This window comes from Orrella dioscoreae, from assembly GCF_900089455.2.
In the GTDB taxonomy this organism is placed as follows: Bacteria; Pseudomonadota; Gammaproteobacteria; order Burkholderiales; family Burkholderiaceae_B; genus Orrella; species Orrella dioscoreae.
In genome coordinates, this window is sequence record NZ_LT907988.1 from 324,427 (window position 1) to 343,912 (window position 19,486).

Genomic DNA, 19,486 nt, shown 5'->3' on the forward strand with positions numbered 1-19,486 from the left:
CTCATGAATTTTCTCTTTCGTTTCCTTGCTTTCCCCCAAAGTGAACACGATCTGTCGGACACGGCGCCGGGAAGGTTTTGGTTGTGGGTTTTCCTGCTTCTTTTCTCCTGTATCAGTTTCGTCGGGCTGGTGCTGGTCAAAGCTGAATCCTGGGCCTGGACTGCACTGAGCCTGCTGGGCTTGCTTGTCTTGCTGGGAAGGCGCGGGCAAGGGCTAGGGGTGTCCAAGTCGCTGCGCGCCTGGGTCATCGTTTGCTTGCTATGGTGTGTCGCGGCATTGAGCTCTTGGGCCGCGAATGGTTTTCTCGTGTCGCAGGGCCGCGAGCTGGATACGCCTTACCTGAAGTTCCTCCTGGTGCCGTTCATCGTCTTCGGGCTTGCGCCGTTCTGGCAAGGCAACGCACAGCGCATCGCGAACAAGCTTTGGGTTTGCTACATCGTCGGTGCGATCCTGTGCTTTGCGACGGCGTATGCCCAGGTCCATGGCTGGCTGGATGCGTGGCTAGTGGGTGAGGGCATTGGCCGTGCAGGTGGCGCCGTCAATCCCATCTACTTCGGCAATATTTCATTGTTGCTCGGCCTCCTTGGCCTGCTGAGTGGGTTGAAGCTTGCGCGGCGCCACGGCGCCTTGGGTTGGGGCCTCCTGGGATGGTTCGCACTGCTGTGCGGCCTGCTGGCCAGCCTCTTGTCGATGTCGCGAGGGGGGTGGGTCGCGCTGCCCTTCCTGCTGCTCATCGTCGTGGCATCGGCGTGGGCCCGGCGGCAGAAGGGGCGTTTGATCGGGATCGTGGGGGTATTCCTCGCGGGCATCCTGGTGGCGCAGGCACTCATGCCTGGCGATGTGCTGCGACATCGTGTCGGCCTGGCCTATACCGCCCTGTTGTCTTTTGATCCGAACGCCAGCCAGGACTCCGTGGGATATCGCCTGCGCATGTGGAAGCATGCGCTGGACGTCACTGTCGAGCATCCGCTGTTCGGCGCGGGGCCCGGCAGCTATGTGTTCGAGGCCGAGGGAGTCGATTCGCCACGATTCCGGCATGCGCACAGCGATTATTTCAATGCCGCCGCCAATCTTGGCCTGTTGGGCCTGCTGGCGTTGTTGTTCTCATACGCTTATCCGGCCTGGCGGTTTTTCCGGCTGTCCCGCAGCGTCGAGCCGTGGCGTGCCGAGATAGCGCTCGGAGGCCTGCTTGTGGTGACAGGCTATGCGATTTTCTCGCTGACGGATGTCATGTTCTATCGCTCCATCGGCACGGTGTTTTATCTTGGGACGGTCACCTTGCTGCTGGCGCTTGCCGAGCCGGGCCAGGAAGCCACAAGAACGGAACGCATCGGCCCATGAGCGGCCTGGGCGGACTTTCCTCGTGCCGTGTCCTTCTGGTCTGCCAGGACAATCTGGGCGACCTGGTCTTTGCGTCCGCCATCGCGAATGCGCTGCGCGCTGGCGCTACCGTGGATGTGCTGGCACGGCCAGATACCGCCACGGTGGCGCGATTCATGCCAGGTACGAATCAGGTGCACGCCGTGCCGGCTGTCCTGGCCATCAACCCGCTTGTGCGCCGGGGGCGCCTGCGCGCGTTTCTCGCTGCCCGTCGAGTATTGAAGGCCACGGGCTACGACGTGGCGATTCTCGTCGGCAAGAACTGGCGCCTGGGCTGGCTGGCGAAGCTGGCCGGGATTCCGGTGCGTGTTGGCTATGCCTATCCAAAGCTCAAGAGATTCCTGACGCATGTGGCGCCGCTGCCCAGCCGGCAACAGCCGGTGGTGCCTGCCTTGATGACGCTGCTCGATGCACTGGGCGAGACAGAAAGATCGGCGCATTACGTGCTCGATCCAGCCAAAGTCCAGGCCGCTCGTGAGCAGGCAGCCATCGATGTCGCGCAGTTGCATGGCAAGACGCGACCCTGGGTGGGCTTGCACGCCTTCGCAGGCAGCCCCACGCGCTGCCTGCCCTTGGAGGTGTGGCGTTCGTTCGCGCAGGTCTTGTCAGACGCTGGCAAGCAGGTGGTGTGGTTTGGCGTATCCAAAGAGTTGCAGCGCCTGCGTGATCTGAATGCGCCTGGCTTGTATGGCGATGTCTTGGGCGACGGTTCATTGGACAGCACGATCGGACTGCTGGCGCATTGCGAGGCCTATGCGGGCCATGATTCCGGCGTGCTGCATATCGCGTCTGCTTGCGGCTTGCGCACATTGGGTGTCTTCGCGCCGGGGGAGCCGGCGCGAACCTTCGCCCAAGGGCCCGGAGGCGGCGAAACCTTGCACCGGGTCTCTCCGGCGGAGATCGATCTGCAGACGTTGGTCCGCGCGTTCTCTGATTGTTTTCCGGCGCTGACGCTGGCGGATCAGCCTTTTCCCGTGTCGCCCCCGACTACGCCACCCCTATGAAAATCCTTCAACTCAACTTCGAGAAAGGCTGGCGCGGCGGTGAGCGCCAGACGCTCTATTGCATGCTGGCCTTCCGGGCGGCGGGCCACGAGGTCGAGCTGCTGGCGCGCGAAGGCGGGCCCATGGCCGAACGCGCGCGCGCCGAGGGCTTCACCGTCCACACCGCGCGCAACGTGCCTGGCCAGCTGGCTTACCTTGCCACGCGCGGCCGGCGCCACGACGTGATCCACGCGCAGACCGCCAATACGGTGACCTGGGCCGTGCTGACCAAGCGCCTGCATGGCGCGCTGGTGGTGTTCTCGCGCCGCACGTCCTTCGTGGTGAAGCCGGGCGAGGAATGGAAGACAGGCGCCAAGTGGCGCCGTGTCGATGTGATGGCCACGGTCAGCGACATGGCGGCCGCCGAGCCGCGCCGCCTGGGCCTGTCGCCCGTGGTGATCCGCAGCGCGGTCGAGCCGCGCGCCATCGACCAGGCCAACGTCGATGCGCTGGTGCAGGAATACCAGTTGCAGGGCAAGAAGGTGCTGGCGACCTCTGCGGCGCTCATCCAGGACAAGGATCCGCTGACGCTCATCCGCGCCGTGGCGCGCCTGGCGAAGACGCGAGACGATTTCGTGTTCCTGCATTTTGGCGGCGGCGGTCATCGCGAGCAGGCGGCGCGCGACCTGGTCGATGAACTCGGCTTGGCAGGCACCTATCAGCTGTGCGGCTTCCGGCGTGGCGTCGAGGACTTCTACAGCATCATGGACGTCTTCGTCATGAGTTCGGAAGAAGAGGCGCTGGGCAGCAGCGTGCTGGATGCCTTCCTGTTGCGCGTGCCGGTCGTGTCGACGGCGGCGGGCGGCTTGGCGGAATCCCTGGCCGACGGTCGTGGCGTGCTGTGCCCCGTGGGTGACGATGCGGCCCTGGCCGATGGCATGGCGCGCCTGCTGGACGATGCGGCGCTGCGTGCCGAGGTCACCGAAAAGGCCCATGCCTATGTCCGCAGCGAGCACGACGTCACGGAAATGGGCCGGCGCTATCTGGAACAGATGACGCAGGGCCTGGCGCGGCGCGGGCGCTGAGGCGCCCGCTTCGGGCGGACTCAGTACCGGTGGCGCAGCCCCACCGCATACTGCGTCTCGCGCCAGCCGGCGTCGTGCCAGGCGCCGATCATGTGCCCCAGCACCGCATACACATTCGTGCGCCTGGACAGATCATGGGCATAGCCCACTGACAGCACCTGCTGGTTGTGCGTGGCATCCTGCCGCGCCAGCGCGCCGCCGTCCCGCGGCAGGCTGGCCTGCCATGAAGCCAGCACCGATCCCGCGCCCACCCGCCACGCACCGCCCAGCATCACGCCGTGCACGGTGGAACCCGGGTAGTACACGGATTGGCCGGGCCATTGGATGGCGGGCACGGTCGAGCCGTGGCGCATGAGCGACCACGCGCCATACAGCGTCAGGTCATCGATCTTGCCGCGTGCCGCCAACGACACCGCATAGGGCTTGGCGCTGCCGTCCGCGGCCTGCATGCCCAGGTCATGCGGCGAGCCCGGTCCCCAGTCCGCGCGCTCCACCGTCAGCGTCACCGCGTGCGCGGCGCCTTCGTGCACCAGCGCCGCGCTCATCACCTTGCTGCGCGTGGCACTGCCCGCGCGCGGTTCATTCTGGTCGAAGCTGTAGTCCACGCCCGCGCGCCAGCCGCCGGCGGACGGCGTCCAGTAGGCCAGCGTGTTGTCGTTGCGATTGGCGTTGAAGGGTTGCAGCGAGGTCTGCGCGCCCGTGACCAGGTAGGAGGCCAGGAAAGGATCGAAGTCGGCCAGCACGGCGGACGACACCGAGGTCTGGCGGCCCAGGCGCAGATCACCCAGGGGGCTGTCGATGCCCAGCCACGCGGCGCGCCCGAAAAGCCGGCTGCCTTGCGCGGAGCGGCCCGTGTTGGCGACCACGCCGCTTTCCAGCTGGAAGCGGGCGCGCCAGCCGCCGCCCAGGTCTTCGTGGCCGCGCAGGCCCCAGCGCGAGCCCGACTGCACGCCGGATTGCAGGGCCAGCGACGAGCCCTCCTCATCGCGGTGCGTGCCCGTCATGCTGAGATCCAGCACGCCATAGAGGGTGACGGCGCCGGTGCTGGGCGCCGCGGTCTGCGCGGCGGCGGGCGCGGACAGCGCAGCCAGCGCCACCACGGCGCAACATTGCCTGATCCGCATCACAGATACTTCAGCCACGCGATGTCGCGGCGGCGCGCCTTCAGGCGCCCGAAGGCGCGCACCGGCAGGTACAGCGCCACGGCCAGCAGCACCGTGATCAGCCACACGGCAGCCATGCTGTCCACGCCGAAGTATTTGCCCTGGTTCAGGCCCCACACGGCCACGCACACCAGGTACAGCCCCTTCAGCACATACAGGTGCAGAAGATAGAAGAACATCGGCGCCGCGCCATACACGCACAGGGCGCGCACCCAGCGGGCCTCGCCCGCGCGTTCGATGCATGCCAGCAACAACAGGCCCAGGCCCAGCGTCAGCAGCAGGAAGAAAAGCGAGGGCGGATACTTCGTGATGTTCACGACATCCATGATGGTGCGCAGCAGGGTGTCCTGCGGCTGCCAGGTCTGTGCCTGGCCATAGGCGTTGAAAGCGCGCAGGAGCGTGAAGGCCGCCAGGGCCGACAGGCCGGCGGTCCACAGCCAGCGCGCACGCAGGGCAGGCGCGGTCGCCTTGCCGAACCAGGGGCCGGCCGCGTAGCCCAGCGCGATCACGCCGATCCACGGCAGCACCGGATACGAGGTGCGCAGGCGCAGCGATTCGCTCACTGCCAGCCAGCCGCGGTCATGCAGGATGGCCCAGGGCACATGCATGGCGTGCCCCGCCGCGAAGTGCACGCCGTCCAGCGCGTTGTGGCCCGCCACCAGCGCCACGCCGACCATCACCAGCGCCGTGCGGGGCAGCCACACCAGCGCGGCCAGTGCCAGCATCGACAGGCCGATGGCCCAGATCACCTGCAGGTAGACCACGGTGGGCGGGAACTGGCCTGTCCACGCGAAGTTCACCACGATGACTTCCAGCGCCACCAGGAACAGGCCGCGCTTGGCAAGAAAGGCCGCCACCTCGCGTGTGCTGCCCGCCTTCTGGCCGTAAAGCCAGGCCGACAGGCCGGTCAGGAAGACGAACACCGGCGCGCACAGATGGGCCAGCAGGCGCGAGAAGAACAGCACGGGTTCGGTCGCGGCCGCGTCCATCGGGTCGCCGACCTGGTGATGCAGGAAGACGGTCTCGCGCACGTGGTCCAGCAGCATGATCACGATGACCAGGCCGCGCAGGGCGTCGATGGCGAGAAGGCGGGAAGAGGGGGGGGCAGCGGGGGAAGACATGGAAAACGGGGGAGGCAGGACAAGGGAACGAGGCAGGATTGTAATGAAATAACGTTTCATTGCAATGGCGTGGCGCCCGCCTGTCCGTGTGACGTGCCCGGATGTCAGTCCACCGCGATACGGGTATCGAACTTGGCGCGATGCACCGAGAAGAAGGTGCGCACGTTGCGCACATTGGCCTGGGCGGTGAAGGCCCGGTGCACCAGTGCGTGATAGGCCGGCATGTCGCGCACCTGCGCCACCAGCAGGAAGTCGGGGCCGGGCGACACGCGGTAGCACTGCAGCACGGCAGCTTCCTTGCACATCTGCCGTTCGAAGGCGTCCAGGCTTTCGGCGGCCTGGTTGTCCAGCGTGACCTCCACGATGGCGGTCAGGGTGCTGCCCAGCTTGCGCGGATCCAGGATGGCCACCTGGCGTTCGATGACGCCCAGCTCGGTCAGCCGGCGCACCCGCCGCAGGCAGGTGGGCGGCGATGCATGCACCCGCGCGGCCAGGTCCTGGTTGGTCAGCGCGCTGTCTTCCTGCAGTTGCGCCAGGATGCGGCGGTCCAGATCATCCAGTTCCGGCAGCTCGGACGGGCTTTCTTGCATGAAAATTCCATGTAAATCATAAATATGGAATTTAATTTAATCACAATAATGTAAGAAAATAAACGGCCAAAAATCAAGGAATTAAGACATCAAATTTCTTCTCGCCTGACGCACAATGCCCCATCGTTTTCTTGATCGGAGGCATTCTCCATGTGCGGCATCGTAGGCGCCGTCGCCCAGCGCGACATCACCCCCATCCTCGTCGAAGGCCTGAAGCGCCTGGAATACCGTGGCTATGACTCCTGCGGCGTGGCGGTCTACCTGGACGGCAAGCTGCGCCGCACGCGCAGCACGCAGCGCGTGTCGGAACTGGCCTCGCAGATCGAGCAGGACAAGCTGAACGGCTTCACCGGCATCGCCCACACCCGCTGGGCCACGCACGGCGCGCCGCTCACGCACAACGCCCACCCCCACTTCTCGGCACAGGGCAAGGACGAGCCGCGCATCGCGCTGGTCCACAACGGCATCATCGAGAACCACGACGAATTGCGCGCCGAGCTGCAAGCCGTTGGCTATGTGTTCGAAAGCCAGACCGACACCGAAGTCATCGCCCACCTGGTCAACCACCTGTACCAGGGCGACCTGTTCGAAGCCGTGCAGCAAGCCGTGCGCCGCCTGCATGGCGCCTATGCCATCGCCGTCTTCTGCCGCGACGAACCGCATCGCGTGGTCGGCGCCCGCCAGGGCTCGCCGCTGGTCGTGGGCATCGGCAAGCACGAGAACTTCCTGGCCTCGGACGCGCTGGCCCTGGCCGGCACCACCGACCAGATCATCTACCTGGAAGACGGCGACGTGGCCGACCTGCAGCTGGACCGCGTCTGGATCGTCGATGCCGACGGCCGCGAAGTGTCGCGCAAGCAGAACACCGTGCAGGTCCACACCGGCGCCGCCGACCTGGGCCCGTATCGCCACTTCATGCAGAAGGAAATCTTCGAGCAGCCGCGCGCCGTGGGCGACACGCTGCAGGACATCGAGCACATCACGCCCGAGCTCTTCGGCGATGGCGCCGACAAGATCTTCAAGGAAGTCGACTCGCTGCTGATCCTGGCTTGTGGCACCAGCTACTACGCCGGCCTGACCGCCAAGTACTGGATCGAATCGCTGGCCCAGATCCCCGTCAACGTCGAGATCGCCAGCGAATACCGCTATCGCGACAGCGTGCCCAACCCGCGCAGCCTGGTCGTCACCATCTCGCAGTCTGGCGAAACCGCCGACACGCTGGCCGCGCTGAAGCACGCTCGCGACCAGGGCATGCAGCACACGCTGACCATCTGCAACGTGTCCACCAGCGCCATGGTGCGCGAGTGCGCGCTGAACTTCATCACGCGCGCCGGTGTGGAAATCGGCGTGGCCTCCACCAAGGCCTTCACCACGCAGCTTACGGGGCTGTTCCTGCTGACGCTGGTGCTGGCCAAGGCACGCGGCCGCCTGTCCGCCGAGGACGAGGCCGCGCACCTGAAGGCGCTGCGCCACCTGCCCGCGGCCATCGGTTCGGTGGTGGCCCTGGAACCGCAGATCATCGCCTGGGCCGAGCGCTTCGCCAACAAGGAGAACGCCCTGTTCCTGGGCCGTGGCATGCACTATCCCATCGCCCTGGAGGGCGCGCTGAAGCTGAAGGAAATCAGCTACATCCACGCCGAGGCCTATCCGGCCGGCGAACTGAAGCACGGCCCGCTGGCGCTGGTCACGGACGAAATGCCCGTGGTCACCATCGCGCCGAACGACGCGCTGCTGGAGAAGCTGAAGTCCAACATCCAGGAAGTGCGCGCGCGCGGCGGCGAAATGTATGTGTTCGCCGACGCCGACAGCAAGATCGCCAGCGCCGAAGGGCTGCACGTGATCCGCATGCCCGAGCATTACGGCATGCTGTCTCCGATCCTGCACACGGTGCCGCTGCAGCTGCTGTCGTATCACACGGCTTGCGCGCGCGGGACGGACGTGGACAAGCCGCGGAATCTGGCGAAGAGCGTGACGGTGGAGTGAGGCGGTAGCCAGGGGCGCGCGGCTGAGGGTAAGGAATAAAGTCGGTTTAGACGGAATAAAGTCTGTCTAAACCGATTCCTTCTAATCTTGCCGCTAACTCATACGGTTTGTCGTGTAAGAGGGTTCAGTCAGTGGATCTCGATTTCCTCATGCTGTAGAACACCTCAACGAGAAAATTCCACTTCTGGATCCAACGCTTTAGCGGGGGGGATTACCCAGCGCCATTGCCAATGCCCATTTAATGAGTCACAGTACCCCTGTCAGCGGCCGTCCCGAAAAGTGCCGCAAGGCATTGTCGATGAACATACGCACGCTGTTGTCCAGCGCTTCTTGCGACCATCCGCCCACGTGCGGTGTCACCAGCAGATTCGGGCAGTTTTCAAAGGCTGCCGGAAAGGCTGGTTCGCCTTCATAGACATCGAGGCCGGCGCCGGCGATTTCGCTTGCGTGCAGGCAAGCCACGAGGGCTACCGTATCGACCACGCTGCCACGGCCGACATTGATCACATAACCTTTGCTTCCCAATGCACGCAAGGCGTCGCCGCCTATCAGGTGGTGCGTGGCCATGCCACCGGGCAAGGCTACTATCAAGACCTCGGCCCACGCCGCCAAAGCCATGACGCTGGAGAAATGAGTGGCTGGAACATCCGGCTTGGGATTTCGCGAGAAGTATCCCACTGGCATGTCGAAGGCTGCCGCGCGTCGGGCGATGCATTGCCCGATCGCCCCCATGCCGCACAGGCCTAGCCGGCGGCCCGATACGATGGGCAGCGGCTGCAGTTGTGAGCGCCAGCCGCCCTGGCGTGCGAAGGCGTCGAGCATGGGAATGCCGCGCACCAGCGAGAACATCAAGGCAAAGGCGTGATCGGACACCGTAATCGCGTTGCTGCTCGCACCATTGGTGACGGTGATGCCCCGCTGGCGGGCCGCCGCGACGTCCACCTTCTCGTAGCCTGTGCCTTGCACGCAGACCAGCGTCAGATTAGGCAAGGCTGTGATCTCGTCCGCGTGCAGGCCCTCCGAGCCATTGGTGAGAACGCAACGGAATCGTGCGCCATGTTGTTCGATGGTGCGTTGCCTGAAGTCGGGTTCCACCGCCACCGTAATGTCGAAATGCTCGCGCATCCAGGCCAGGTGCGCGTCGCTGTTGCGGGTGATCGCCAGTACGGCGGGTTTGCTGGCAGTCGTCATGGCCCGTTCTCCTAGTCGCTGTAGACTTCAGCGGCAGGCCGCGCGCAGGCGGCCCGTCATGGTCAGCGCAACGAAGCGCAAAAGGCAGCGATACGTTCGCAGGCCTTCTTCAGGGCCTTGGTCTCGGTGGCGAAGGAAATGCGGAAGTAGCCGGGCTGACCGAAGGCCGTGCCTGGCACGACGGCCACGCCGGTCTGCGTCAGCAAGGCCTGGGCAAAGTCCTGGTCCGAGGCCAGCGCCCGTCCATCTTCGGTGTGTTTGCCCAGGGCGTCTTCGCACGAGATGAAGTAATAGAAAGCACCTTCGGGCATCGCGTACCGCAAGCCGCGTGCCGGCTGCAGTACTCGCGCCACCAGTTGCCGTCGCTGCGCATAGGCCTGCCGAAACCGCAGCACGTCGTCGAATGGACCGTCCAGCGCCGCAGCGGCCGCCCATTGCGCTACCGAATTGGGCGCTGAGGTAAGCTGGCTTTGTACCTTCTGCATGGCCTTGAGCAGCGCCTTGTCGCCAGCCGCGTAGCCGATGCGCCAGCCTGTCATGGCGTAGGCCTTCGAGACGCCATTGACCAGCAACGTGCGCGCCTTCAGCTCGGGGGCCGCCTGAGGCAGCGTCGCGAACTTCACCGAGTCGTAGACCAGGTGTTCGTAGATGTCGTCGCTCATTACGTGTACATGCGGGTGGCGCGCCAGAACCTGCGCCAGGCCCTGCAGTTCTGCCAGGCTGTACACTGCGCCCGAGGGATTGCATGGCGAGTTCAGCATCAGCCATTTCGTCTTCGCCGTGATGTGATGCTCGAGTACTGCCGGCGTCAGTTTCAGCGTGCCTGCCTCGGGTTGTGCATACACCGGTACCCCGCCCAAAAGGCCGACCAACTCGGGATACGTGACCCAATAGGGCACGGGAATGATGACTTCGTCGCCCGGGTTGATGGTGGCAATAAGGGCGTTGGAGATGACCTGCTTGGCGCCGTTGGACGCCATCACCTCGTCCATGCCGTAGTGCAGACCGTTCTCGCGCGAGAGCTTGGTCACGATGGCCTGACGCAACGCCTCGATGCCGCTGGCAGGCGTGTATTTGGTCTGGCCGCGCGCGGCGGCGTCTCGGGCCGCCAACTGGATGTGCTCGGGCGTGTGGAAGTCGGGCTCGCCGGTGCTCAGCGAGATCACGTCGCGGCCGGCGGCTTTCAGCTCGCGGGCGGTCTGCGCCACGCGCATGGTAGCCGACGGGTTCATGCGCATGACCGCGCTGGAGAGTATTGTGGGCATCGCTGGTCCTTACTTGGCGTTGCCGGCAGCGCTGGCGCCGGCGGGCATGAAAACACAGCCCGAGGCACGCACGGCGGCCTCGACCCACGACCGGTCGTCCTTGCCGGCTCGGATACGATCCCAGCTGCCTTGCTCGGCGCCATGCTTCTTGCGGGCCGCCGGCAACAGGTCGGTGGCATCGGCAGCGGCAATGGCCAGAACGCCATCGTCGTCCCCCACGATCAGGTCGCCGGGGTTCACGGTCATCTGGCCCAGGATCACCGGCACGTTGATTTCGCCCGGCCCCGCTTTGTAGGGGCCGCGATGCGTGACGCCGGCGGCGAAAACGGGCATGTTCGACTGGCGTATGGCGGCTACGTCGCGGATGGCGCCATCGATGACGAAACCGGCCACTGACTTGCGTTCGGCGTAGGCAAGGATGAATTCACCGATGATCGAGTTGGTCAGGTCGCCACCGGCCTCCACTACGATGACGTCTCCAGGCTGCGCCATTTCGATGGCCTGATGCACCATCAGGTTGTCACCGGGGCGCACGCGCACGGTCAGTGCCTGGCCGCACAGGTAGGCGCCATTGTGATACGGGCGTAGCCGGCTTCCGCCGCCTGACAGGCGTTGCATCGAGTCGCTGATGTTGGCCACGGGCAGACCGCGGTACTGCTCGACCAGGTCGCCCAGGCTTGGCCAGTTGCGGGGAAAGACACGGTTTCCTATTGACATGTTTGCTCCTTGGGTAAGGCCTGCCGGCAACGTGTGCGTGGGTTGCGCAGGGCAAGCGCTTGGGTTCTTGAAGGGGATTCAGTCGCTCAGCAGGGCCTGCAGATCGCACGCCTGCCAGTCGGGCGAACCGAATCCGCCTCCGCCGGGGGTGCGCACCACCAGCACGTCGCCTTTTTTCAATTCGTGGCTCTTGCGCAGGTCGATCTGTTCGCCGTTGAGCAGGGCCTGGCCATGTTGGCCTTCGCCACCACCAAACACGCCGGGGGCGCCATGGCGCACACGGTCGCCCACCATGTTCAGCGTGTACGTGCCCGCCTCGGTAATCAGGAATTCCATGTCGATACCGTCTCCTCCGCGGTGCCAGCCCTTGCCGCCCGAGCCGGTGCGCAGGCGGCGGTAGTTCACGCGTACCGGTCCCAGGCGTTCGAGAACTTCCAGCGGTGCGCCCGAGATGTTGCTGGGCCAACTGACGGCAGCCAGGCCGTGACGGGCATGCGAGCCGCCCATGCCGCCATTGAAGAAGCCCTTGATCATGACGTTTTCTCCTGCTGCGGTGCGCCCCTTGATTAGCATGGCCCATATGGGCGAGCCGGCGCTGGCCTGGATCTTGCCGGGTAGGGCAGGGGCCAGTGCCTGGAACACCAGCGAGGGCAGGTAGTGGCCGACGGTGGCGCGGTTGCCGCCGGACAGTGGGAAGTTGTGGTTCAGGATGCTGCCCTCGGGCGCCAGCACATCCAGTGAACGGAAGGAACCTTCGTTGTTGGGGCTGTCCGGATCGAGCAGGCACTTCAGGGCATACACGGTGAAGGCATGCGTGTAGCAATAGGCCACGTTCAGCGCGGCGCGGATCTCGTCGGTCGTGCCGTCGTAGTCCACCGTAATGCGCTCGTCCTCGACGATGACCTTGGCATTGAGCTTGAGTGGCGTACCCAGGCCATCCATGAGCTGGCTGGCTGGGTAGCTGCCATTGGGGATGGCACGGATGCTGTTGCGCGTGGCGTTGTCGGTGCGCGCGAACGATTCACGGGCGAAGTCGTCCAGGTGCGCCAGGTTCCACTCCTGCATCACGGTCTTGACGCGTCGCTCCATCACCGTCAGCGCCGAAATCTGGCCGAAGAGGTCGCCCACCACCTGGTCCGGGGCGCGCACGTTCTTGGCCAGCAGTTGCACGATGGCCTCGTTGACTACGCCGCGCGACTTGAGCTTCATGATGGGGATCTGGAAACCTTCCTGGAAGATGTCGGGGATGGCGTAGGCATTGGAGTTGCCGCCGATGTCCACGGCGTGCGCGGTGCTGGCCGCGAAGGCCACCAGCTTGCCGTCGTGGAAGATGGGCGCAGCCACGTTGATGTCCGACAGGTGGCCGGTACCCAGCCAGGCGTCGTTGGTCACGTAGACATCGCCTTCATGGATGTTGTCCAGGCCGAAATGCGTAATGAAATGCCGCACCGTGCGTGGCAGGCTGCCGATGAAGACCGGGATGCTTTTGGTGCCTTGCGCCAAGGCGTTGCCATGCTTGTCGGTCAACACCACCGAGAAGTCGTCGGACTCGCGCACCACGGTCGAGAACGAGGTGCGCACCAGGGCGGCGGCGGCTTCGTCGACGATGGCGATCAGGCGACGCCAGAAAATCTCCAGGCTGACGCTGTCGAAATGCTTGTTGTGCGAGCTGGCGCCGGCAATGCTGACGATGGCCGTGCCACCCTTGCCCATGACCAAGCGGTCGCCGTTGGCCAGCACCAGGGTAGACCCGGGCTGTTCGACCACGGCGGGGCCGTCCACCGACTCACCTTCGGCAATGGCATGCCAGCGGTAGACGCCAGCCATGGTGGCCTGGTCCTGGCCGGGAATGAGGATTTCCCGTTCTCCTACACGTGCCTGCAAGCCGATGTCCGGTCCGGATACCGGAAAGCTCAGCTCGGTGTCCGGGTCCACCAGGGTGAGCGACGCCGTCACGCGCAGCATGGTCAACTCCACTTCGCCCCACGCCAGCGCCTGGCCAAACACCGCGCTGTACTGGGCCTCGAAGGCGGCGCGGATGGATTGCACCGGGTCCACACTGGCCAGTGCTTCGGTCAGCGTGACTGACAGTTCAAAGCCTTGGCCGGCGTAGCGCATTTCGGCCAAATAGGCGATGTCGGCGGCGGGGTGGCCGGGCAGCATGTCTGCCACTTGCGCAGCACCTTCCCGCGAGAGCGCATCGAAGGCGTCTTGAATAGTCGGTAGGGTATGGTCAGACAGCTTCGCGCCCAGGAAGCGCGCGCAGTCTACGCGTACTGGCGCCAGCACCAGGCCGATGGCCGACGCCACGCCGGCGGCGGCGGGGCAGATCAGGGTCGATATCTTCAGCTTGCGGGCGACGCCACCACCATGGATCGGGCCGCCGCCGCCCGTGACTAGCAAGGCCAGACGCGACGGATCCTGGCCGCGTTCCGCCGCATGCACTCGGGCAGCCGCGGCCATGCTTTCATTTGCCAAGTCGTGCACGCCGCCGGCTGCGGCGTGCAGCGGAACATCCAAGTCCTGGCTCAGGCGCCCGAATACGGCGTCCGAGCGATTGCGGTCCAGGTTGATGGTGCCGTTGGCGAAGTAACCTGGGTTCAGGTAGCCCAGCAACAGGTTGGCGTCGCTGACCGTGGGGTGCACGCCGCCACGGCCATAGGCAGCCGGGCCGGGTTCCGAGCCGGCGCTGGTCGGGCCCACTTTCAGCAGGCCCAGCTTGTCCACGCGGGCAATGCCGCCCCCGCCGGCGCCGATCTCGATCAGGTCGATCGTGGGGATGCGGATGGGCAGGCCGCTGTCGGGCACAAAGCGTTTTTCACGCGCGGCTTCGAACACGTGCGACACCAGCGGTTCGCCGTTCTCCACGGCACACAGCTTGGCGGTGGTGCCACCCAGGTCCAAAGCCACGAAGTTTTCCGAGCCGCTGCGCTTGGCGAAATAGGCGGCGGCCAGGGTGCCTGCCGCCGGTCCTGACTCCAACAATTGGATAGGCGATCGCGAGGCTTCTTGCACGGTCGTAAGGCCGCCGTTGGAACGCATGACAAACAGCGGACAAGCCAGGCCCATGGCACGCAGCTCTCCGGCCAGCACCTGCAGGTAGCCGATGGCCAGTGGTTGGATGTAGGCATTGGCCATCACCGTGCAGAAGCGGTCGTATTCGCGAGCTTCGTTGGCGATCTCGTGCGAGATGGACAGCGGCACGCCGGGAAACCGTTGCTCGATGACGCGTCGCGCGGCGATTTCATGGGCAGGGTTGATATAGGCATTGATCAGGCCCACAGCCAGGCTTTCGCAGCCATCGGCCAATGCGCGTTCGGCCGTCGCCACCAGCACCGCTTCGTCCAGCGGGATCACCACGGCGCCTGCGGCGTCGATGCGTTCGGGCACTTCGTACGAGGCTTCCAGGCTGCACAAGGGGGCCACCATCTCGATCTGCAGGTCGTAGATGTCGTACTTGCGTTCTCGGCCGATAGCCACGACGTCGCGGAAGCCTTCGGTGGTGATGAAGCCTACCTTGGCGCCGCGGCGCTCGATCAGGGCATTGGTGAACAGTGTCGTGGCGTGGACGACACGGCCTACCTGGTCAAGCCGGAAGCTTTCCCGCTCGAACAGCTTGGCGATGCCGCGCACGACACCCTGGGCAGGCGCCTGGGGCGTGGTCAGTTCCTTGAATGACCAGACACGGTTGGATGTTTCGTCCAAGGCCACTATGTCGGTGAACGTTCCGCCGATGTCCACGCCTAGGGACAAACGCATTTGAGCTTGCTTCATTGAATGGTCCTGGTGCCTGGCTGGCGTCGGTAGTTGATCCAGCCCCAATTATCGTGCAAGTTTTCTGTCATGGCAATTTATTTTAGATAAATATATTGCATGATCGGCATGCGTATGTTTCACTGGATTCAGGGCGGCTTGGGAAGTCTCTTGGCTATTTCCCCGGCTGTTCAACGTGCCTGCATGCTGTGCGGTTTGCCGCACAAAGTGATGTATTTCTCTCAACTAAATACTATGACTGACGTATTTATGTCATTCAAGAAAAAGGGGAATTTCATGAGTCGTATCACCACCTGGAGCCGTGCCCTGCTGCTGGCAACCGGCCTTTCCTTGACCTTCCAGAGCACGGCTGCCGCTCCAGATAGTTTTCCGGCAAGCCCTATCCAATTGTTCGTGCCGTTCAGCGCGGGCGGCTCCATCGACGTTACGGCGCGTGCGCTCGGCCGCGCATTGGAGAAGACGCTGCCGGGGGCTTCGGTGGTCGTGGTGAACCGGCCCGGCGGCGGCGGGTCGATCGCGCTGGGGCAGGTGGCCCGCGCCAAGCCCGACGGCTATACCTTAGGCGTCTTCATGCCGCCCAATGCCGTCATCACACCCAACATGCAATCGGTCAACTATGACGCCAAGACGGACTTCTCGCTGATTGCCAACTATGCGTTGACCACGCTCTATGTGGCCGTACCCGCCGATTCGCCCTACAAGACGCTGCAGGATCTCTTGGGCGACATGCAAGCCGAGCCGGGCAAGGTGATGTTCGGCATCACCACTTTGGGGTCGGGCACGCACCTGGCCACCGCGCGCATGCTGCAGGAAAAAGGCTTGAGCACCGAATTCGTCACTTATGGGGGGGGCGCACAGGTCATTACGGCGCTGCTCGGCGACCAGATCAAGGTAGCGACCCTGGCGGGCGAAGCCTTGCCCTATGTGCTTTCGGGAAAGGTCCGTTTCTTGGCCTCGTTCTCGGCCAAGAAGATCGAGGCGATCAAGGATGTGCCCTCGATCCGGGATGCCGGCTTCGATTGGGATGCCGATGTATGGACGGGCCTGGCTGCACCCAAGGGACTGGACGAACAGGTGCGCAAGAAGCTCGAGCTCGCCGTCGAGCAGGCCACCAAGGATCCGGAGTTCATCCGGGCCATGGAAAGCATGGCGATGATTCCGCAGTATTTGAGTGGCGCCGCATTGCAGACCCAGTTCGAGGAAAGCCACGAGACCTTGCCGCCATTGATCAAAGCTGCCGGCCTGGTGCAGAAGTAAACTAGCCAGGGCTGGCGCCGGGCGCAAAGTCCGTGCGCCCGGACCCCGAAGTCAGGGGGGCGTTCTGGTATTCTTCGCCGGATCGCAGCATTTTCGGGCCCACGGTCCGCCTTGTTCCCCGCTTCCGCCATGCTCTCCTCCCAGCTCAACGATCGCATACGCAAGAACCTTGAGAACATGAGCGAAGGCGCACGTGCGGTTGCGCAGTTCGTGCTGGAAAAACCCGAAGACGTGGCTATGCTGCCTGCTGCTCGCGTGGCCGAGCGCTTGGGCATCAGCGAATCAACTGTATCCCGATTTGCCGTGTTGCTGGGCTATGCCGGATATCCTGCCTTCAGGCGAGATCTACAGAGTGATATACGGCGACACTTGGAGCCGTTGCAACGGTTGAAATTTACGGCGCCTGACCGTGAGCGTTCGGGTAGGCCCTACTCTCAGCTATTTCATCAAGACATTGAAGATATCCTGCGTACAGAGCGAGGAATTCCGCCTGCAAGCATGGATCAAGCAGTTGATATAGTCTCCAATGCGCGCACGATCTACATCATCGGGCTTCGCACTTCACTTTGCCTTGCTCACTCCCTGTACTTTCAGTTGCAACAGATGTTGGGTAATGTGGTGTTGCTTGATGCGCTTGGGGGGGAAACGCTCGAACCCCTTCGGAATATTGGCCTGCAGGATGTACTGATAGGCATCAGCTTCCCGCGGCATGCTCGCTTGACGGTAGCAGCGATGCAATACGCGCATGAGGCTCACGCTAAGCTCATAGCGATCACGGATGGACCAATGTCGCCCACGGCGAACTTGGCAGATGTGCTCTTTTCAGTGCATACGTCCGTACTCAGCACAGCAACTTCGCTAACTAGCGGGCTTTCTTTGATAAATGCGATTTGTTCAGAAGTGCTGATAAAGAATCGCAAACGCGCCGCAAAGAACTTGGCTGAAGTGGAACGAATGTTTCGCTACAGCCAAATACACTACCATTCTTCATGAATAGCGAACCGCCCCGGATTTTTGCGGAGGCTTCTACTCTTGACAGAACCGCTGCTCCGCGCAGAGGCTGCTGACGTGGGTCAAGCGCCACGAGGTCGGCAGTGGCCAGCGCGAAGGCGTCACTACCAGTTGGTGAGAGCGCATCAAAGGAGTTGGAGCGGGAGAACCGAGAACTGCGCCGCGCCAAGGACATCCTGCGCATGGCCAGCGCTTTTTTCGCGCAGGCGGTTCGCCAGGTCGCCGTGCTCGACGTTGATTCCAGCAGGCCGCCGCGCAGCCCGGTGCGCAGTTCCGGATAGCCGGTGTAGCCGACTGCCTGGGCGAAACGTACCACGGCCGCATCGCTCTGGCCCACCGCGTCGGCAAGCTGCCGGGCGGTCATGAAGGCGGCCGGCTCGTTGTGGTCGAGGATGTAGCGCGCCAGGTCCTGCTGAGCATGGGTCAGGCTGTCGATCCGGCGGGCAAGCGTCATGGCGGCAATTTCCCGATGGCTGTGCTCTAGTAATTGCTACAGTTGTTTTATTCAATGGGGCGGATGCGACAGGCTTGCGCAAGAGGTGGCGCGATTCCCACGCAGGGGCCGCCATGCCACGCAACGGGAAAGAGTAGAATCGCCGCCGCGACGCGCGGCCCCGCTGTCGGCGTTTGCCTCCCCAGGGAGGTTCCACCCGCCGACGCCCCGTCATTGATGGATCGATTCCCCCATGTTTCGGCAACTGCTGGCCACCGGGCTGGCGCCCCTGTTCAGCCTGTTCATCGTCTGCGTCGGCAATGGCTTCGCGGCCTCATTGACCACGTTGCGGCTGGACGCCGCCGGCGTCTCCGCCACGGCCGTGGGCCTGGTCTCTTCCTCGTATTTCATCGGCCTGACGCTGGGCGCGATCTTCAACGATCGGCTCATCGTGCGCATCGGCCACATTCGTGCCTATAGCTGCTTCGCCGCCCTGATCGCCGTCAGCGTGTTGGTGCAGAGCCTGTTCGTGGATGTCTGGGGCTGGCTCTTCCTGCGCCTGGTCTACGGCTGGGCCATCGTGGGCGTGTTCCTGGTGGTGGAAAGCTGGCTGCTGCTGGCCGCCGACGCGAAGATGCGCGGCCGCCTGCTGGCCTTCTACATGATCGCCCTGTACGGCTCGAGCATGATCGGGCAGGCGCAATTGGGCGCGCTGGATGCGTGGGGCGTCGAGGCGCCGTTCATCCTGGCGGGCATCCTGGCCATCTGGTCGCTGTTGCCCATCGTGCTGCTGCCGCGCCACTCGCCGCACGTCGAACGGGTCGAGCCGCTGCCCCCGCTCAGGCTGCTGCGCATGAGTCCGACGGGCGTCGTCAGCTGCTTTGTGTCGGGCCTGGCGATTGCCGCCGTCTATACCTTGCTGCCGCTCTACCTGCAGCGCATCGGCCTGACGGTGGGCGAGATCGGGGCGATGATGGCGGCGACCATTTTCGGGGCGATGGTGCTGCAGTATCCGGTGGGACGCTGGTCGGACAAACGCGGCCGCCTGTCGGTGCTGATCGTCCTGGGCGCCTTGTGCACGGCCCTGTCGGTGGCGGTGCTGGCGCTGCCGCCGACGCCCGTCCTGTTGATGGGGCTGCTGTTCCTGACGGGCGGCGGCATTTTCGCGGTGTATCCGGTGGCGGTGAGCCACGCGGTGGATCGCGCGCAGGCCGAGTCGCTGGTGCCGATGATCCAGGGGCTGCTGCTGATCAACTCGATCGGCTCGGCGCTGAGCCCCATCGCCATTTCCGGCATGATGGCCAGGATGGGACCGAATGGCCTGTTCTGGGCCTTCGCGGGCATGCACCTGGCCTTGCTGGTCTTCCTGGTCTGGCGCCGCAAGGAGCGCCCGGAACCCGTGCCTGTGGCGCCGTTCGCGGCCGCCGCGCAGATGTCGCCCACCGGCGTGGAGATGCGCGTGACGGAAGAACTGGTGCAGGGCGCGCTGGACCGCGAGGCGGTCGAGGAGACGGGCCGGCCGCAGGCCTGATC

The 19,486-nt window shown here is 64.4% G+C and carries 14 protein-coding genes and 1 pseudogene; 7 read left to right on the top strand and 8 right to left on the bottom strand.

Translation table 11 applies throughout. The annotated features are described in order from the left end of the window. Nucleotides 1-3: 3 nt before the first annotated feature. From ODI_RS01595 to ODI_RS01605, 3 genes are read left to right on the top strand one after another with little or no spacing between them, the layout of a single operon-like run. A complete protein-coding gene (locus tag ODI_RS01595; RefSeq protein ID WP_082985378.1) occupies nt 4-1,341 on the top strand; it encodes an O-antigen ligase family protein in 1,338 nt (445 codons plus the stop codon). Beyond that, complete coding sequence (locus ODI_RS01600; protein ID WP_067755951.1) at nt 1,338-2,384, top strand: glycosyltransferase family 9 protein; 1,047 nt, start codon at nt 1,338-1,340, stop codon at nt 2,382-2,384. Before ODI_RS01595 ends, ODI_RS01600 begins: the two co-directional genes overlap by 4 nt. Further along, complete coding sequence (locus tag ODI_RS01605) at nt 2,381-3,448, top strand: glycosyltransferase family 4 protein (protein ID WP_067755954.1); 1,068 nt, start codon at nt 2,381-2,383, stop codon at nt 3,446-3,448. The genes ODI_RS01600 and ODI_RS01605 overlap by 4 nt, the downstream gene beginning before the upstream one ends. A gap of 20 nt (nt 3,449-3,468) precedes the next feature. Here the strand turns inward: ODI_RS01605 and ODI_RS01610 are convergent, their stop codons facing one another. From ODI_RS01610 to ODI_RS01620, 3 genes are all read right to left on the bottom strand, one after another. Continuing rightward, a complete protein-coding gene (locus ODI_RS01610; RefSeq protein WP_074046821.1) occupies nt 3,469-4,572 on the bottom strand; it encodes a porin in 1,104 nt (367 codons plus the stop codon). Continuing rightward, complete coding sequence (locus tag ODI_RS01615) at nt 4,572-5,732, bottom strand: DUF1624 domain-containing protein (protein ID WP_067755961.1); 1,161 nt, start codon at nt 5,730-5,732, stop codon at nt 4,572-4,574. Before ODI_RS01615 ends, ODI_RS01610 begins: the two co-directional genes overlap by 1 nt. Before the next feature lie 104 nt (nt 5,733-5,836). Continuing rightward, nucleotides 5,837-6,322 carry an Lrp/AsnC family transcriptional regulator gene (locus tag ODI_RS01620; protein WP_067755964.1) on the bottom strand — a complete coding sequence of 162 codons (486 nt, stop codon included), beginning with the start codon at nt 6,320-6,322 and terminating at the stop codon, nt 5,837-5,839. A 150-nt stretch (nt 6,323-6,472) separates the two neighbouring features. Here ODI_RS01620 and glmS point away from each other — a divergent pair, with 150 nt between their 5' ends. Continuing rightward, a complete protein-coding gene (glmS, locus tag ODI_RS01625; RefSeq protein ID WP_067755967.1) occupies nt 6,473-8,305 on the top strand; it encodes a glutamine--fructose-6-phosphate transaminase (isomerizing) in 1,833 nt (610 codons plus the stop codon). 246 nt (nt 8,306-8,551) lie between these two features. On the opposite strand, the gene ODI_RS01630 is transcribed toward glmS, so the two are convergent. The 4 genes from ODI_RS01630 to ODI_RS01645 form a co-directional block, all read right to left on the bottom strand. Beyond that, nucleotides 8,552-9,496, bottom strand: coding sequence for a 2-hydroxyacid dehydrogenase (locus ODI_RS01630; protein WP_067755969.1), 945 nt, complete (start codon nt 9,494-9,496; stop codon nt 8,552-8,554). A gap of 62 nt (nt 9,497-9,558) precedes the next feature. Next, complete coding sequence (locus ODI_RS01635) at nt 9,559-10,761, bottom strand: pyridoxal phosphate-dependent aminotransferase (RefSeq protein WP_067755972.1); 1,203 nt, start codon at nt 10,759-10,761, stop codon at nt 9,559-9,561. A 9-nt stretch (nt 10,762-10,770) separates the two neighbouring features. Continuing rightward, entirely contained in the window at nt 10,771-11,478 is a 708-nt protein-coding gene (locus tag ODI_RS01640; RefSeq protein ID WP_067755975.1) for an RraA family protein, read from the bottom strand. 78 nt (nt 11,479-11,556) lie between these two features. Further along, complete coding sequence (locus ODI_RS01645; RefSeq protein WP_067755977.1) at nt 11,557-15,237, bottom strand: hydantoinase B/oxoprolinase family protein; 3,681 nt, start codon at nt 15,235-15,237, stop codon at nt 11,557-11,559. Between the two features lie 114 nt (nt 15,238-15,351). Here ODI_RS01645 and ODI_RS01650 point away from each other — a divergent pair, with 114 nt between their 5' ends. Both ODI_RS01650 and ODI_RS01655 read left to right on the top strand, forming a co-directional pair. Next, a complete protein-coding gene (locus tag ODI_RS01650; protein WP_082985380.1) occupies nt 15,352-16,509 on the top strand; it encodes a Bug family tripartite tricarboxylate transporter substrate binding protein in 1,158 nt (385 codons plus the stop codon). Between the two features lie 129 nt (nt 16,510-16,638). Further along, a complete protein-coding gene (locus ODI_RS01655; protein WP_157929693.1) occupies nt 16,639-17,502 on the top strand; it encodes a MurR/RpiR family transcriptional regulator in 864 nt (287 codons plus the stop codon). 280 nt (nt 17,503-17,782) lie between these two features. Here the strand turns inward: ODI_RS01655 and ODI_RS01665 are convergent. Further along, nucleotides 17,783-17,974 (bottom strand): annotated as a pseudogene (locus tag ODI_RS01665) (MurR/RpiR family transcriptional regulator); the annotation flags it as partial. A gap of 232 nt (nt 17,975-18,206) precedes the next feature. Between ODI_RS01665 and ODI_RS01670 the strand changes: the two are divergent. Further along, nucleotides 18,207-19,484, top strand: coding sequence for an MFS transporter (locus ODI_RS01670; RefSeq protein ID WP_067755984.1), 1,278 nt, complete (start codon nt 18,207-18,209; stop codon nt 19,482-19,484). Nucleotides 19,485-19,486 lie beyond the last annotated feature (2 nt).